Source organism: Nostoc sp. 106C (assembly GCF_002154725.1).
GTDB lineage: Bacteria > Cyanobacteriota > Cyanobacteriia > Cyanobacteriales > Nostocaceae > Aulosira.
Genome location: NZ_MTAW01000013.1, coordinates 15,309 through 31,094 on the forward strand (window position 1 = coordinate 15,309; position 15,786 = coordinate 31,094).

Consider the following 15,786-nt stretch of genomic DNA (forward strand, 5'->3'; position numbering starts at 1 on the left):
AACAAATGACTAATGCCCTGTATCTATGTAGCTACGCCTAAAGGAAGTAAATATGTCGTGGATGGAGTTGAGCCTCGATACCACAAATGAGGCGGTTGATTGGGTCTGTAGCTTACTTGCAAAAAATAACTTTACCAGTGACCTTCATATCCAGAAATACACAGAATCAGGTTTGGGCAACGATTGGGCTTTTAGCATCTGCTTATACTTACCCTACGATGTCCATGCAGATAAACGTGGGTCAGAAATCGCCAAACTGCTCTCACCGTTAGAACGTACAGGAATTTCTACGGCTCTCCAGATGGCGATAGTTGAAGAAAAACCAGCAGATGCAGAACTAGCAAGTCACCTTGTACGCCGGATTGGGCAAAAGTTCGTTATCTTCTCTGCTGATATGCCATATAGTTCTGAAGCAGCGAATGAAATCATCTTAAGACTTAAACCCAGCCTAGCCTTTGGTAGCGGTTTGCATCCAGCGACTATACTCAGCCTCAAACTGCTGGAACGTCATATTACCCCTGCAATAAATGTTCTCGATTTGGGGTCAGGTTCAGGTATTTTGAGTGTGGCGATCGCAAAACTTGGTGCTAATGTTTTAGCTTTGGACAATGATACTATTGCTGTGCAAGCAACTCAAGACGCTGTATGTCTGAATGGAGTAGAGCAGCAAGTAACAGTAATGGAAGGAAGTCTGGGATCTGGTAGTGACTTCGGACATTGGCTAGGCGGAGATTCTATTAATAATGTGCCTAAAGTTGAGGCTAAAAATCAATTTGACCTGATCGTTGCAAATATCCCAGCTAGAGTACATATTGCCTTGGCTGCTGATTACCAAAAAGCACTGCGTCAGACTGATGTACATCGAGGACTGTTGATTGCCGCTGGTTTTACTATCGATCATGAGGAAGATTTGGTTATAGCATTAACAGAAGCAGGTTTTGAGTTTGCCGATTGTGAGCGACAAGATGAATGGGTTGCACTTGCTTATCGCTTACAGCAGTTTCCAGAGCCAAAGTAGGGGCACGGCAGCAGTAATATTACTGTATGTACCAGAAGATTGTGGATGCCGTGCCCCTACCGCGTGGTTTATGAACTTAGCACATCCGCGAGAATATTTAACGCAATTTGAATTTGGTTGCTATCGATAATTAAAGGTGGACAAAAACGAATTGCGGCTTTACCACAACCAAGCAATAGTAAACCCCGCAAGAAAGCTTCTTGAATTATGCGATCGCGCATTTTACGATCGAGATTACCTTCTTCATCTAATATATCCACCGCTACCATTAAGCCTTTACCTCGCGGTAAGGATAGTCTGGAAAATCTCTGGTGTAATTGGCCAAGACCAGCTTGTAATAACTCTCCCATTTGGCAAGCGTTAGTCATCAAACCCGCTTCCAACAGTCGAAGTGTGGTAATACCAGCAACGCAAGCCACTGGATTGCCGCCAAATGTGGTAGCGTGGGCACCAGGAGGCCAAGTCATTAACTCAGGTCTAGAGAGAATCGCACCCAAAGGCAGACCACTGGCAATACCTTTAGCTGTGGTAATAATATCCGGCATCACGCCCCAATGCTCGATCGCAAATAAACGACCTGTACGCCCCATACCAGATTGCACTTCATCCACTACCATCAAGATGCCATAGCGATCGCATATATCGCGAATCCGTTGCAAAAAACCTTCTTCGGGGACGATGTAGCCTCCTTCCCCTTGAATTGATTCAACTACAATTGCTGCTACCTCATCTGGTGGTAACATCGTCGGGAATAGCTGCTTTTCCAAGTAATCCAAGCTAGCGTGAGTACCGTAGGGAATATGAGTCACTCCAGGTACGAAAGGACCAAAATTGGCTCGCTGCACTGCTTTAGAACCAGTCAAAGACATTGCCCCATAAGTGCGTCCGTGGAATGCGCCCAAAAATGCCACAATCTGCGATCGCTTAGTGTAATATCGAGCTAGTTTAATTGCGCCTTCGTTGGACTCTGCTCCGGAGTTAGTAAAAAATACTCTAGCACCTTGGGGAAAAGGGGCACGAACTGCTAATTTTTCCGCCAGTTCTACCATCGGTTCATAATAAAAGTCAGTCCCCGACATGTGTAGGAGTTGCGCTGACTGGGCTTGAATTGCAGCGACAACTTCTGGGTGGGCATGTCCAGTGTTGGTAACAGCAATACCTGCTGTCATATCCAAGAAAACATTGCCGTCAACGTCTTCCACCATACAGCCTTCACCCCTAGCTATGACTAAGGGATAATCTCTAGTGTAAGAAGGAGAAGTTACAGCGCGATCGCGTTCTATAATTGCTTGGGCACGAGGTCCTGGCAAAGAAGTTACTAAGCTGGGGACACGTGGTAAACCCAGATTTACAGAGATACTTAACATACTTTAGATTTTTTTAAGATAATGTCTGATTAAAAGCCTAGCTTTCAACTATTGCAGTAGCATTTGTTTCTCTTTGTAAAAGATTTATACTCAGCCTGCGTACAGTAAAGCAGCAGCCCAAAAATAGGCTAGTCAGCAAAATTCTACTAAGTTAAAGATTGAGGTAAACGCATCATATAAATAGACGGGGTGACACTAAGAGATTCCCCAAAAAATCTTTCCTGTCTCCCTGTGCCGGACAATCTTATATCATGTCCGCTAAATTTACCATAACAATAACTTCACTATAAGAATGCGTTTTGATTCCTGAAATTATTTGCGTAGGGAGGAAACAGAGAACAGGGAAGAAGGAATAAAACTGTACTGAGTTTTTTTCAAAAATCAAATATGAGTCCTATATGTATTGTTGTGTTTGCTGAGTTGTAAGGGCACAAACAATTTTGTGCCTCTACCATCTAGTCTGTCAATTCAGTACTCAGCACTTTTCATTGAACTCCTCTAAGCATATCGATTTGGCAATTTGGCAGATATTTTAATTGTCAAGTTGATATCTTGAGATTCGCGAATGTCTTTGTGCGACAATACCGACTTGCAGAATCCCTCGGCTAACTACCGGGGGTCTTTTTTTTAAGGGAACAGGGAACCCATTGAAGATCTAAGCTTTCCTGCCTCCTGCCTCCTGCTTGCACTAGCTATGTGAATCTGAGCGTTTACGAAATAACCCTGTCATACTTAAGCCAGTAATCAACAAGCCGACTAATCCCAAACCATTTAACAGTGGATAGATTTTTTCTAAATGAATGATTTCTAGGGTATGAATATGCAGAAGAAATTCACCGAATTCGTCTTGGTGCAGCCATTCATGGGCAATGGTAAAACTCATACCTGTTAGCACAGTTAGAAACAAGGGCAGACATAAAATAATGGCAATTTGGCGATGATATTTGCGAAACGCTCGTTTCATAAGTAATTTCTAGTTAAGTAACCTTTAGGTTATCAAAATCATTTGTCAAAGAGGGCATATTTTTGTGTATGCTTTGTGGCTAAGCCTCTGAGCAGTGCATTTTTGGAAATTAACATGGAACGTGCCATTTCCGCCCTAGGAATATTAGTTTTCATAGGTATATCCTACGCTCTCTCTGTAAATCGCAGTGCTGTACGTTGGCGAACTGTGGCTTGGGGTTTGGGTTTAGAATTTACATTTGCACTGCTGATTCTCAAAACTCCTGGCGGTTTGGCTGTATTTAAAACTCTAGGGGATGTGGTCAGCAATTTTTTGGCTTTCTCTGATGTTGGTGCCAAATTTGTCTTTGGAGATAATTTCAAAGATCATTTATTTGCCTTTCAAGTGTTACCCACTATTATCTTTTTCTCTGCTTTTATTAGTGTCATGTATTACTATGGCATTTTGCAGCGAGTGGTAAGTGGGATGGCTTGGGTAATGATGAAGACGATGAAAACATCAGGATCTGAGTCTTTATCTTGTGCAGGTAATATATTTTTGGGACCAACAGAGTCAGCACTAATAGTTAAACCCTATGTCGCAAGCATGACTCAATCAGAACTCCATGCCGTCATGACGGGTGGTTTTGCCACAATTGCTGGGGGAGTATTGGGGGCTTATTTATCGTTTGGTATCCCAGCAGAGCACTTGATAGCCGCTTTCTTTATGACTGCGCCCACCTCTTTAGTAGTATCAAAATTACTTTATCCAGAAACGGAAGTATCTGAAACTGCTGGTCATGCAAAGCTTGATGTAGAAACAAATTACATTAATGTGATTGATGCTACTACTACAGGGGCAATTGATGGTGTGAAGCTAGCAGTTAACGTCGGGGTAATGATTATTGCCTTTTTAGGGTTACTGGCTGCCTTTAATGCCTTGCTGGGATGGTTGGGGGGATTGGTGAGTTTACCGCAGTTGTCATTGCAGTGGATTTTGTCTTTGATTATGGCTCCTGTCGCTTGGCTGTTGGGTGTACCTTGGACTGATTGTCGGCAAGTAGGAGCATTGTTAGGTACAAAGACAGTTCTCAATGAGTTTATTGCTTTTTTAGATTTAAAAACATTAATTGCCAATGGGAAAATTTCCCAAAGAGCCGTAATTATTGCAACTTATGCATTATGTAATTTTGCGAATATTGGCTCAATTGGGATTATGATTGGTGGTATTGCAGGTATGGCACCCAATCGCCAGCATGACTTAGCTCGTATGGGTGTGAAAGCCATGATTGGTGGACTGCTCGCTAGCTTTATCACCGCTGGTATTGCCGGAATGCTGGTGTAAAAAAAACATTTCTACTTTTTTTTGATATAACCCAATGTCCAGTTATTAGCTTGTTCTAATTCATTTCCTTTCCCTTGAACAATCAGCAAAAGAGCAATTCTTGTATTTAAATATCCTTTAACTAAATAATGTCCAGGTTGCGCATAAGCACCATTACTATAGGAGTTATCGATAGGATCTACAATTCCGCATTCGGTACTGTGATCGGGTAATGTAACCTGCATCAAGTTGTCAGTTTGAAATTCTTTGGAAACTGAAAATACACCATAGACATGATGTTGACCGCGCCAAGGCTGAATTACTATTTTTTTTGGATATAAGTATTGTTTCCCTTTGGCGGCAATAAATTCTGATGGCTTGCACGCAGTAATCTGCGATCGCTTGTTGAAATAAGAAAAGCCAAGGATGCCAACTAAGCTCAGTGCTAATGGTATAAAAATAACTTGGTGTTTGCGCACGTGTTCGATCCAATACTAAGTTTTTCGGTTATATTCTAGCGATCTGAGTAAAAGAGCGATCGCTATCAACTAACTCATTGTCAGAAATTCACAATTCGCTTGTTGAAAATTCAAAATGAAAAACCTAATGTGCGTATGTATCCTATCTACTAACTATATACAAACTAAATTTGAAACTTTCACTTTCAGCTCCTGGTTCGCTCATTTTTTGTAACTGCCCAGGTAGGAAAGTTAGGGATATTCCCGTGAGGGAAGAAAGATGGTAATGTTCACTGAATTTCAGGGAATATTCGTCCCCTGCGTGCGGTACGAGTGGGTTTGGTTTCAGTCATGGCTGATTATATTCGGAATCGCGATACTTATATTTTCTCTCATCCACACATCGCAGATTAAATTCGATGAAAAAAGTCTCGCGTTCGGGGGTGTAGTTCCTCCTCTCCCTCCTGTCTTACTCTTGTGTGCGAGCGCGTTCCTGCTTTTCTGCTTCCAGAATCGCTAATAAAAGGGCTTCTTCCTGAATTTCAAACTCTTCTTCGGGAATTTCTCCCATATCAAAAGCAAGTTGCAGTGCAAGAAGCTGCTTACTGAGATTTTCTTTATCATCAATTTCAGTACTTGCTTGTTCTAAAATTTTTTCCCCAAGCCACGTTACCCCCATTAATGGGCCAGTAATCGGTAATAGTAAAAAGCGCAGAACCATATCATTTTACACTTATGTGGATTTATTAAAGCTGTCCTCGCAAGACCGTAATCATGCTGATGACATAAATATTAGACATTACTTAATCTTATGTTGATGCCAAAATACGTTGGATTTGAGTCCAGTTAAGGCTTATTGGCATCCGTATTTTACATATCCGATGTACAAAAAATTACTTTTTTAGAAAATTCTTATTGAGGAGGTACTTAGAGTTTGACAACAGTATTAAATGCATCTCCCCAGAGATTTGTCAATACCCCTGCTATTCAACGCATCGCTCAACGTGCTTTGCGCTATCTACAGTCAGGTTTTTCAGTACATTTACGTGGTGCGGCTGGAGTCGGAAAAACTACTCTGGCAATGCATCTAGCTGATTTGCTCAACCAGCCTATCATCCTCTTATTTGGAGATGATGAGTTTAAAACCTCAGACTTGATTGGTAATCAGTTAGGCTACACCCGCAAAAAGGTTGTTGATAACTTCATCCACAGCGTTGTGAAAGTTGAGGATGAACTGCGACAACACTGGGTTGATGCCCGATTAACCCTAGCTTGTAAAGAAGGATTTACGCTGGTTTACGACGAATTCAATCGATCGCACCCGGAGGTAAATAACGTTTTACTTTCCGTACTTGAGGAGAGGTTGTTGGTATTGCCAACAAATCAACAGCGAGCAGAGTATATCCGGGTTCATCCCCAGTTTCGGGCAATCTTAACATCGAACCCTCAAGAGTATTGTGGAGTTCATGCAACTCAGGATGCTTTGATGGATCGTGTGATTACCATCGATATGCCTCCACCTGATGAACTAACTCAGCAGGAGATTGTAGTTCAGAAAACGGGCATAGATTCTGAGAAAGCAGACAAAATCGTGCGCTTAGTGCGGATGTTTTGGAGTCGCTCTGGCTCTGGGCAAGGCGGTGGCTTACGTTCCTGTCTGATGATTGCTAGAATTTGTCACGAACACGAAATTTCCGTAAACTTTGAAGATCCTAACTTCCAAGATATTTGTGCCGATATCCTGCTTACTCGCACAAATCAACCTCGTATGGAAGCAACTCGGCTACTGGAAGAGGTTTTGCGTGAATTGTATCGTAGTACAAACACTCAATCTCAGCCAGCAGAAGAGATAACACCAGACAGTCAAAATCAGATTGTATTGGAACAACGAGTACCTTACGAGCATGAAGTCTACAACTACCTATGCAAGTCTCCAGGAAGGCGTTTCTCTGATTTGGCAGCAGAATTAGGGATCGAGCGCAGTCAAATTGTCGCAGCACTCAAGTCTCTCAGAGAGCAGGGAGTATTATTGCAAATGCAGGGTAATGCAGAACTGCCGAACCTATCACAAGTGGCTTTTGATTCTGGCCATTTAATAAACAAATGAGTACTCATACTAACCGGGGAGTTATCACCGCAACTCAGGGTTCTACCTTGGCAGATATTCTCGAACGGGTTTTAGATAAAGGCATTGTGATCGCAGGAGATATTTCAGTTTCCGTCGGCTCTACAGAACTACTCAACATCCGGATTCGTTTGTTGATTTCTTCTGTTGATAAAGCCAAAGAGATTGGAATCAACTGGTGGGAGAGCGACCCCTATCTGAATAGTCAAGCTCGTTCCTTATTAACAACTAATCAACAACTTCAAGAGCGTGTTGCCAGTCTAGAAACAGAACTGCGATCGCTCAAAGCACTCAATCCTCTTAATCATCAGAATGCAGGCGATTAGCAAATCAAAAGGTTCCGATTCCGGTTTAGCACCGTTGTTACTGACGGTTGTCGAACTGATACGCCAACTCATGGAAGCTCAGGTGATTCGGCGTATGGATGCTGGCAACCTCAGCGACTCTGAGTTAGATCGGGCAGCCGAAAGCCTGCGACAGCTAGAACAACAGGTTGTTAAGCTTTGCGAGGTATTTGATATTGACCCAACCGAGCTAAATATTAACTTGGGTGAAATAGGAACTTTACTTCCCCAATCTGGAGGATATTACCCTGGCGAAACCTCTAGTCAACCCTCTATTCTAGAACTCCTCGATCGCCTATTAAATACGGGTGTGGTAGTTGAAGGTGACTTGGACTTAGGACTGGCTCAATTAAGCTTAGTTCATGCCAAGTTAAGACTAGTACTCACCTCTAAACCCCTGTAAATTTTTTATCTACATTCTTATTGGTAAGACATTGTTATGAGTTATGGCTTTTACATTTATGGAATTTTGACCTTGCCTGCTCCGGAAGATTTAAGTTTAGAAGGGTTAGATCGGCAACCCGTACAAATTAAAATTTTGGATGATTTTGCAGTAATCTACTCCGAAGCACAGCAAGAGCGTTATTTAGCAAGCCGTCGTAATCTGCTAAATCATGAGAAAGTCCTTGAGGAAATCATGCAAGCAGGCGATGTCTACGACGGGCTACGCCAACGCAATTTACTACCCGTGCAATTTGGACTTTTGGTTGCAAGCTGGGAAACGTTTTCACAACAATTAATTCGTCCTCATCAAGAAGAATTGACGCAATTGTTAGCAAAGTTATCGGGCCGTCGAGAAGTTAGTGTCAAAGTTTTTTGGGATACCGAGGCAGAAATTCAGGGGTTGTTAGCAGAAAATCCAGATATCAAAACCGAAAGGGATAAATTAGCGGGTCAACCTCTGAATATGGAGCAGGTGATTCAAATAGGACAAGCCATCGAACAAGGAATGAGCGATCGCAAACAAGGCATCATCAATTTATTTCAAGGTACGCTCAACTCCATTGCGATCGATGTGGTGGAAAATACTCCCCAAATGGACACAATGATTTACAACGCAGCTTACCTAATTCCTTGGGAGGCAGAATCCCAATTTAGCGAACAGGTTGAAGCACTCGACCGTCAATTTGAAGAACGTTTGCGAATTCGCTACAACAATTTTACTGCCCCCTTTAACTTTGCTCGTCTACGATTATTCAGTTCTAACTAAACAGCAATAAAAATTGAAAATCAAAAATTATTGAAACTTGGGAATTTTTGGGAAATTAAATTTTTCTTACTTTATAGCAACAAGACACAACAAGATTTTTCACCCAGTCCCCAATCCCCAATCCCCAATCCCCAGTCCCTATTTAAGTAAAATCAATGGACGACATATTTAAAGGATTTGAACAGCTATTAGAAATTGCCAAAGCTTTAGAAGAAAAAGTAGAAAAAGGCGAATTAAAAACTTCTATTCAAATTCGCTCTCATAATCTCAGTAGTATTCCTCGACAAGGCAATATTCCGAGAAAAAATAGTTCCAGCCGAGTTCGCTCCAATTCCACCGATGCAGCAACACCAATGGATGATGCTGAAGTCACTCCCCCATCACCTCGGACAAACTCAAAAGCTTCTTGGCAAGCTGTCGGCGGCTTGGGTGATGTTCTCAAGGAAATCAGAGAATTAGTCGAAATTCCCCTGAAACGTCCAGATTTATTGGCGAAATTAGGATTAGAGCCTCCGCGTGGGGTTTTGCTAGTTGGGCCTCCCGGTACAGGAAAAACTTTAACAGGCCGTGTTTTGGCAGAAGAGTTAGAGTTAAACTACATTGCCATCAATGGCCCAGAGGTGATGAGCAAGTATTACGGGGAAGCAGAAGCTCGTTTGCGAAGCATTTTTGAGAAAGCAACTCGTTCTGCTCCCTGCCTGATATTTATTGATGAAATTGACAGTCTCGCCCCAGATCGCAGCCAAGTGGAAGGTGAAGTTGAAAAAAGACTAGTGGCGCAGTTGCTTGGGTTAATGGATGGATTTGCCAAAACTGAGGGCGTACTCGTACTAGCAGCAACAAATCGTCCCGATTATCTCGATCCGGCGCTGCGTCGTCCGGGACGCTTCGATCGCGAAGTGCATTTTCAAGTTCCCGATCGCAATGGACGACTGGAAATTCTCACGATTTTAACAAGTGCCATGCCCTTGGAGACTGCGGTTGATTTAGGAGCGATCGCTGATTTAGCTGTCGGTTTTGTTGGTGCCGATATCAAAGCACTTTGTCAAAAAGCAGCCTACATTGCCCTGCGTCGTCAAGTCCCCTCGCTCAACAGTTCCATTCCTGAGAACATGACTGTCATGCAGCAGGATTTTCTCGAAGCAATTAAAGAGATAAAACCCTCAGTTCTCAGGTCTGTAGCAGTTGAAGCACCGAATGTCAGTTGGGATGACATTGGTGGTTTGGATGATGTTAAACAAAAACTGCAAGAATCTGTAGAGGGCGCACTCCTCTATCCCGAACTATACGAACAAACCAAAGCCAAGCCTCCGCGAGGGATTTTATTGTGGGGGCCGCCAGGAACCGGAAAAACATTACTTGCAAAAGCGATCGCTTCCCAAGCTAGAGCCAACTTTATTGCTGTGAATGGCCCGGAATTACTCAGCCGATGGGTAGGAGCCGCAGAACAAGCAGTCAGAGAACTCTTTAGCAAAGCTCGACAAGCAGCACCTTGCGTTGTGTTTGTAGATGAAATAGATACCCTAGCACCAGCACGAGGACGATTCAGTGGTGATTCTGGAGTTAGCGATCGCGTTGTCGGTCAACTGCTCACCGAATTGGATGGGTTGCATGAATGTCCGAAAGTATTGTTAGTCGGAGCAACCAATCGTCCAGAAACTCTCGATCCTGCCTTACTTAGAGCCGGAAGATTGGACTTACAAATCAAAATCGATCTACCAGATAGAGCCAGCCGATTAGCGATTTTACGAGTTCACAATCTAGATCGTCCCCTGGTTGATGTCGATTTAGAAACTTGGGCGACAGTTACCGAGGGTTGGAATGGCGCAGACTTAGCTTTGTTGAGCAATCAAGCTGCTTTAAGCGCAATTCGTCGATACCGCGCCCAAGGATTAAGCGACTCCAGTCTGATTCAGATTACCAATGATGATTTTCAAGTTACATATCAAATGCTTGCGAATCAGCACCAATCTGAATAGTGATTCATCTTATAGATCCCCGACTTATTTAAGAAGTCGGGGATCTGAACACCCCCAACCCATCGAAAATTTATGTCAATATACGCCTATGCTCTTTTAGTACCGATCGCATCACCGCTTGTTCTACCTGTAGGGATGGAAAGGAATACTGAACTTGTTTACTCTTCTGGTGTAGCTGCGATCGTAGAGCCGGAAATCTCACTGGAAGCATTACAAGCCACAGATGAGCGTTTACTTCAAGCTGTATTAACCCACGATCGCGTAATTCTAGAACTCTTTCAACAAACTCCCCTTCTTCCCCTACGTTTTGGGAGCGGTTTTAACTCTGTTGAAACACTACTGAAACATCTAGAAAAACACCAAGAGCAGTATCTAGACACCCTAACTCAGCTAAGAGACAAAGTTGAGTACACTTTAAAAGCTACACTTTGTAATTTGCCTGATGAGTCTGACACTATTGATGCTAGGGGGAAAGCCTATTTATTAGCTAAAAAACAACGCTACCAAACACAGCAAGCATTTCAAGCACAACAATCCGAACAGTGGGAACTCCTGAACCAGTTAATTCTCAAAACATATTCAAATGTTATCTGTGAGACTCGACAGCCAGATGTGCGGCAAATTCACTTTTTAGCACAGCGCAACAATTCAACGGTCAGTACGCAGCAATTTTCTCTTTGGCAAGTACAATCCTCGCATTGGCAATTAGCACTGAGCGAACCTTTGCCACCCTATCATTTTATCAAAAATACTATCATATAAATTCATAAAAAATAATATTTAAAACTTTCCAAGAAAAAATCATCTCGTCTTGATTTTTTCTTGAATTTTTTTGTCTAAAAAAATGTTGTAAACTTTTCAGTATTTTTTGATTCTTTGCTATTTAACTTATATTTTTGGGAAAACTAAATACAGGAAGAATAAAACACATTGTGTAAGTTTTACCTACTGCTCGCGCGGAGCAAGATGAAACCAATAATTAGATTTATGTGAGGAAAATAAAATGGCTGTTGAAAAAGTTAACTCATCTTCAAGTCTGGCTGAAGTTATTGACCGCATTTTAGACAAAGGAATTGTAGTTGATGCTTGGGTGCGGGTTTCTTTAGTTGGTATTGAACTGCTAGCAGTCGAAGCTCGGATTGTAATTGCTTCAGTTGAAACTTACTTAAGATATGCAGAGGCAGTTGGTTTAACATCTCAGGCTGCTGTTCCATCTGCTGCTTAACACTACATTAGAAAAGGGGAGTCTTCATGGCTCCCATTTAATGTTTCTAGTTAACAAAATAGGAGATTTCAGCTGATGGCTCTTAAGAATTTATGGGAACAAGAGCGACAAGAGCGATTGCAAATAACTGCTGAACGCCGTCAACAAGTTAATCAGTGGAAACAGCTAACTCAACAAGAATTGCAGCTGCAAGCAGATTTGCTTCATCAAGAATTGAGCAGTTCTGTTACTAGCCTTCACAATAACAGAAAGTTACAACAACAGCAATTTCAGCAAGAGATTGTAGAGCGGCAATTAGAAATATTGCAAATAAAAACAGATGTCTGCCAACGCCAGCAAGAATACCGCCAACAGCGGGCAGCAAAGGCTCAAGCATTATTCCAAGATTTGCAAAATTTCCGGGCAATTTTACATAAAAATGTCTGGGGCGCTCACAATCACCAACAAGTAGTTGCTCCGCCTCCTGCTAAAACAGAGAAATTAGTAGCAACAGTTCCAAAATTGTCAATTTCCCGTTCTTCAATTAAAGCCACTGGTTTTCGTCCTGCTGTCAATACCATGACTAGGAAAGTGCCTGCGTCAAATGCAGATACGCTTAGATCCAAAGTGCAGCAATATATTCAGCAAGCTGAAGGAGCTACTCTAATAGAAATTGAAGAGGTGATAGGCTTAAGCCGGGTGCAAACGATAGATATCTTGCGCTCCTTGATCAAGCAAGGGTTACTAGAACAACGCGATCGCCAATATTTTATTCGGCAACAAGCAATTTCTTGACAAACTTGATTCAAGCTCATTTTTTGTAATTGCAGACTAGTACAACAAGGCAAAAGTCAAAAGTCAAAAGAAAGAATACTTATGCTGCAAGCTTTTTAACTATTCAGATTGTAGGTTTATTTCCGCCGACTTGTACTAGCAGAATGCGATCGCTTGTGTCTTTTGCCTTAAGCAAGCATAGTACGCAATCGATAAGCATTAAAGCTGGCCTATGCTTTGTAATATTCAATATTTCCATCTTTTTAAGGTCTGTATTGACAAGCAAATGTCTCAGTATATGTAACGTTGCCTAAGTAATATAGATAACCTAGTTCTAATTAAAAAAAGAGCTTAAATCTTTGTTCGAGCTTCCAGCTTTGAACTTTAAAAATGTCCGGATTGGAAAGGGATATCACAAGCTGAGATAGCTCAATCGAGGTTTTGGACTGTGCTATTGGCGATCGCACGATGAGGTTAATAAGCTGGATTGTTTGGGGAATTCTAATGTGAATCAATTGATCGAGCAACTTCAAACTAAATTATTCACAGGCAGGCTGAATCTTGGAGCCAGGGATGGGCCAACTTGGACGCTATATTTTCGTTTAGGACGATTAATTTGGCAGGCTGGCGGTTCTAATGCCGATGAGCGATGGCGACGATACTTGTCGCAATACTGTCCTAATTTGGATGTGACAAAGTTGGAGGGGCTTGTCTCTCCCCAAGAAAATTATCGCGAGTATTGCATTCTTGCTAAATTGCGAGAACAAAAATTAATCGAACAACAACAACTTGTTAGCCTGATTACAAACTTAATAGCTGAAGTCTTGTTTGATATAATGCAGTTCGTTGAAGCCAGAAGAAATGGCAACAATCCAGCAGGACAATTGTCATATACTACCGTTGTTGGTGAAGTTCCGGGGTTTCTCCTGGCTGTAATACCAACTGAGGAAGTCTGGAAACAGGCTACACAAGCCTGGCAAGAATGGCGAGATGCAGGACTGGCAAGTTACTCGCCTAATTTATATCCTGTCATTCAAAAACTTGAGCTACTCCAAGGACAAGCATCCTCTAAAGTGATTATTTCTCTAGTTGATGGCACAAAAACTTTACGAGGTATAGGGCAAAAAATCGGCCGGGATGCTTTAGCTTTGACTCGGGTATTGATGCCATTGGTAAAAGCAGGAGCGATCGCTTTCTCACTCACTCCAAGCCCCAGAAAAATTGGAATTAGTCAAGAAACTGGCAACCCATCGAGTGCAGTTAATAATCCCAATTCTTCACTGAAGACAGAAGAGAAAACTGTTATACAAACTGCTCCCCCAGCGGCTAGCAAACAAATTGTCACTCCGTCGAGTGCAGCTAATAATTCCAATTCTTCACTGAAGACAGAAGAGAAAACTGTTATACAAACTGCTCCCCCAGCGGCTAACAAACAAATTGTCACTCCGTCGAGTGCAGTTAATAATCCCAATTCTTCACTGAAGACAGAAGAGAAAACTGTTATACAAACTGCCCCCCCAGCGGCTAGCAAAGCAATTATTGATGTCTCAAGGCCTTTAGTAGCCTGTGTTGATGATAGCCCTACAATCTGCCGTAGTTTGGAGGAAATTATGACCCATCAAGGTTATCGCTTTGTTGGCATTCAAGACTCTTTGACGGCAGTTTTAAAGCTAATTAAAAGCAAGCCCGACTTCATTTTTTTGGATCTTTTGATGCCAAAAGTGAATGGCTATGAAATTTGTTCTCAAATCCGTAAAACCCCAAGTCTCAAAGATGTGCCGGTTGTCATCTTAACGGGGAAAGATGGAATAGTAGATCGGATGCGGGCAAAATTAGTTGGGGCAAATGACTTTTTAGGTAAACCTGTAGAGGCAGAAAAAGTACTCAATATGCTTCACAAGTATTTAACCGTTTAAGTTGAAGCGACAGTCATACCACTGGCTTCTATACATCCCTTTTCAAAACAGTTAATCGTAGGGAAATCTCTCTGTTCCCTAGTCCCTATTTTTAAGCTAGATTTTGGGTTCTATTAAGCTATTATGTCGCAATTATTCTTCTAATTCTCAATTAAATAGTTAGGAATAAAAATGAAAAAAGTTCTATTAGTTGAAGATAGCCTCACAGAATCCGAAAAGATGACACGTTATCTGGAGCAAGGAGGATATTCAGTTTATGAAGTTCGCAGTGGTGAAGAGGCTCAACTGCGGTTGAAACAACAAAAACCTGACTTGATTTTACTGGATTTGATTTTACCAGGCCAAAGTGGATTTGAGTTCTGCCGCAAGTTGAAAGCCGATCCGATAACAAAAGCAATCCCGGTAGTGATTTGCTCAACTAAAAACACAGATGTTGATAGAACTTGGGGCAATATGAGTGGTGCCGATGCCTATTTAGTCAAACCTGTAGATGAAAATACCTTGCTCCAGACTGTTAGTAAATTTATTCGCTAAAGGAAACTGGGGCAATGGTACAGAGCAATGATAGCTTTAGAGCGCTACCCATTAATAGCCAATTTCCACTTGAAAACTCTTCCCAAGGAAACAACCAGAGGTTTTTAAGATTTCCGTTAAATGGAAAGGTAAATGGGTTACTCCCACTAGCCGATCTGCGGGGAGTAATTCAAGTTGCACTCACAGAGATTTTACCAGTGCCGCAGGTAGCAGAATTCTTGTTAGGCATCATGAATTGGCGGGGAGAAGCTATCTGGATTCTTGATTTAGGAGGTTTACTGGGAGCAACACACTGGTGTAGGCGAGAAAATGTACGCAACTCTGGCATGGCGATGCTTGTTCAAGTCCAGAATCAAACTGTCGGGCTATTGGTGGAGCAAGTCAATACCATTGAAGTTTACGATTCCCAAGAGCGATTAGCGATTTCGGCATCGATGTTACCCACCCGACTCAAATCGTTCTTGCAGGGTTACTTTATGGATGCTCAAGGTAGCCCTTTGATGTTAGTTGACACCTATGCTGTGATTCAAGCCCTTCAGTCTATTTAAAACTCTGCATTCTACTTATTAACTCCGACAACCTTAATAGCAA

General features: G+C 42.1%; 17 protein-coding genes. 13 read left to right on the top strand and 4 right to left on the bottom strand.

Annotated features, from left to right (window positions below):
• Positions 1-52: 52 nt before the first annotated feature.
• The gene (locus tag BV375_RS00170) at positions 53-1,018 is read left to right on the top strand and encodes a 50S ribosomal protein L11 methyltransferase (protein WP_086755982.1); all 966 of its coding nucleotides are present in this window, start codon (positions 53-55) and stop codon (positions 1,016-1,018) included.
• Between the two features lie 68 nt (positions 1,019-1,086).
• On the opposite strand, the gene BV375_RS00175 is transcribed toward BV375_RS00170, so the two are convergent.
• A complete protein-coding gene (locus BV375_RS00175; RefSeq protein WP_086755984.1) occupies positions 1,087-2,385 on the bottom strand; it encodes an acetyl ornithine aminotransferase family protein in 1,299 nt (432 codons plus the stop codon).
• A 688-nt stretch (positions 2,386-3,073) separates the two neighbouring features.
• A complete protein-coding gene (locus tag BV375_RS00180) occupies positions 3,074-3,349 on the bottom strand; it encodes a peptidase (RefSeq protein ID WP_086755985.1) in 276 nt (91 codons plus the stop codon).
• Between the two features lie 114 nt (positions 3,350-3,463).
• Between BV375_RS00180 and BV375_RS00185 the strand changes: the two genes are divergently transcribed.
• Positions 3,464-4,672: a NupC/NupG family nucleoside CNT transporter gene (locus BV375_RS00185; protein ID WP_086756109.1), complete on the top strand. Its 1,209-nt coding sequence runs from the start codon at positions 3,464-3,466 to the stop codon at positions 4,670-4,672.
• Between the two features lie 11 nt (positions 4,673-4,683).
• On the opposite strand, the gene BV375_RS00190 is transcribed toward BV375_RS00185, so the two are convergent.
• The gene (locus BV375_RS00190) at positions 4,684-5,130 is read right to left on the bottom strand and encodes a hypothetical protein (RefSeq protein ID WP_243713784.1); all 447 of its coding nucleotides are present in this window, start codon (positions 5,128-5,130) and stop codon (positions 4,684-4,686) included.
• Between the two features lie 448 nt (positions 5,131-5,578).
• Positions 5,579-5,830: a gas vesicle protein GvpG gene (locus tag BV375_RS00195; RefSeq protein ID WP_086755990.1), complete on the bottom strand. Its 252-nt coding sequence runs from the start codon at positions 5,828-5,830 to the stop codon at positions 5,579-5,581.
• Positions 5,831-6,043: 213 nt separating this feature from the next.
• Between BV375_RS00195 and gvpN the strand changes: the two genes are divergently transcribed.
• From gvpN to BV375_RS00250, 11 genes are all read left to right on the top strand, one after another.
• The gene (gene gvpN / locus BV375_RS00200; protein ID WP_086755993.1) at positions 6,044-7,216 is read left to right on the top strand and encodes a gas vesicle protein GvpN; all 1,173 of its coding nucleotides are present in this window, start codon (positions 6,044-6,046) and stop codon (positions 7,214-7,216) included.
• Positions 7,213-7,560: a gas vesicle protein gene (locus BV375_RS00205; protein WP_086755996.1), complete on the top strand. Its 348-nt coding sequence runs from the start codon at positions 7,213-7,215 to the stop codon at positions 7,558-7,560. Before gvpN ends, BV375_RS00205 begins: the two co-directional genes overlap by 4 nt.
• On the top strand, positions 7,547-7,981 hold the full coding sequence (locus BV375_RS00210) for a gas vesicle protein K (RefSeq protein WP_086755998.1): 435 nt from the start codon (positions 7,547-7,549) through the stop codon (positions 7,979-7,981). The genes BV375_RS00205 and BV375_RS00210 overlap by 14 nt, the downstream gene beginning before the upstream one ends.
• 36 nt (positions 7,982-8,017) lie before the next feature.
• Positions 8,018-8,788, top strand: coding sequence for a GvpL/GvpF family gas vesicle protein (locus BV375_RS00215; RefSeq protein ID WP_086756000.1), 771 nt, complete (start codon positions 8,018-8,020; stop codon positions 8,786-8,788).
• A 155-nt stretch (positions 8,789-8,943) separates the two neighbouring features.
• Positions 8,944-10,767, top strand: a complete 1,824-nt coding sequence (locus BV375_RS00220; RefSeq protein ID WP_086756003.1) for an AAA family ATPase — start codon at positions 8,944-8,946, stop codon at positions 10,765-10,767.
• A 72-nt stretch (positions 10,768-10,839) separates the two neighbouring features.
• Positions 10,840-11,529, top strand: a complete 690-nt coding sequence (locus BV375_RS00225; RefSeq protein ID WP_086756005.1) for a GvpL/GvpF family gas vesicle protein — start codon at positions 10,840-10,842, stop codon at positions 11,527-11,529.
• Positions 11,530-11,770: 241 nt separating this feature from the next.
• A complete protein-coding gene (gene gvpA, locus BV375_RS00230) occupies positions 11,771-11,992 on the top strand; it encodes a gas vesicle structural protein GvpA (RefSeq protein ID WP_086756007.1) in 222 nt (73 codons plus the stop codon).
• Positions 11,993-12,067: 75 nt separating this feature from the next.
• Entirely contained in the window at positions 12,068-12,766 is a 699-nt protein-coding gene (locus BV375_RS00235) for a gas vesicle protein GvpC (RefSeq protein ID WP_086756009.1), read from the top strand.
• A gap of 485 nt (positions 12,767-13,251) precedes the next feature.
• Positions 13,252-14,661, top strand: coding sequence for a response regulator (locus BV375_RS00240; protein ID WP_086756012.1), 1,410 nt, complete (start codon positions 13,252-13,254; stop codon positions 14,659-14,661).
• A gap of 171 nt (positions 14,662-14,832) precedes the next feature.
• Positions 14,833-15,195 (top strand): response regulator, encoded by a 363-nt coding sequence (locus BV375_RS00245; RefSeq protein WP_086756014.1) that lies wholly within the window; start codon positions 14,833-14,835, stop codon positions 15,193-15,195.
• Positions 15,196-15,209: 14 nt separating this feature from the next.
• Positions 15,210-15,743: a chemotaxis protein CheW gene (locus tag BV375_RS00250; protein WP_086756016.1), complete on the top strand. Its 534-nt coding sequence runs from the start codon at positions 15,210-15,212 to the stop codon at positions 15,741-15,743.
• Positions 15,744-15,786 lie beyond the last annotated feature (43 nt).

Excerpts from the sequence above, each read along its gene's own strand:
- BV375_RS00170 (WP_086755982.1), top strand. The coding sequence starts at position 53 with ATGTCGTGGATGGAGTTGAGCCTCGATACCACAAATGAGGCGGTTGAT.
- BV375_RS00175 (WP_086755984.1), bottom strand. The coding sequence starts at position 2,385 with ATGTTAAGTATCTCTGTAAATCTGGGTTTACCACGTGTCCCCAGCTTA.
- BV375_RS00180 (WP_086755985.1), bottom strand. The coding sequence starts at position 3,349 with ATGAAACGAGCGTTTCGCAAATATCATCGCCAAATTGCCATTATTTTA.
- BV375_RS00185 (WP_086756109.1), top strand. The coding sequence starts at position 3,464 with ATGGAACGTGCCATTTCCGCCCTAGGAATATTAGTTTTCATAGGTATA.
- BV375_RS00195 (WP_086755990.1), bottom strand. The coding sequence starts at position 5,830 with ATGGTTCTGCGCTTTTTACTATTACCGATTACTGGCCCATTAATGGGG.
- BV375_RS00205 (WP_086755996.1), top strand. The coding sequence starts at position 7,213 with ATGAGTACTCATACTAACCGGGGAGTTATCACCGCAACTCAGGGTTCT.
- BV375_RS00210 (WP_086755998.1), top strand. The coding sequence starts at position 7,547 with ATGCAGGCGATTAGCAAATCAAAAGGTTCCGATTCCGGTTTAGCACCG.
- BV375_RS00215 (WP_086756000.1), top strand. The coding sequence starts at position 8,018 with ATGAGTTATGGCTTTTACATTTATGGAATTTTGACCTTGCCTGCTCCG.
- BV375_RS00220 (WP_086756003.1), top strand. The coding sequence starts at position 8,944 with ATGGACGACATATTTAAAGGATTTGAACAGCTATTAGAAATTGCCAAA.
- BV375_RS00225 (WP_086756005.1), top strand. The coding sequence starts at position 10,840 with ATGTCAATATACGCCTATGCTCTTTTAGTACCGATCGCATCACCGCTT.
- gvpA (WP_086756007.1), top strand. The coding sequence starts at position 11,771 with ATGGCTGTTGAAAAAGTTAACTCATCTTCAAGTCTGGCTGAAGTTATT.
- BV375_RS00235 (WP_086756009.1), top strand. The coding sequence starts at position 12,068 with ATGGCTCTTAAGAATTTATGGGAACAAGAGCGACAAGAGCGATTGCAA.
- BV375_RS00245 (WP_086756014.1), top strand. The coding sequence starts at position 14,833 with ATGAAAAAAGTTCTATTAGTTGAAGATAGCCTCACAGAATCCGAAAAG.
- BV375_RS00250 (WP_086756016.1), top strand. The coding sequence starts at position 15,210 with ATGGTACAGAGCAATGATAGCTTTAGAGCGCTACCCATTAATAGCCAA.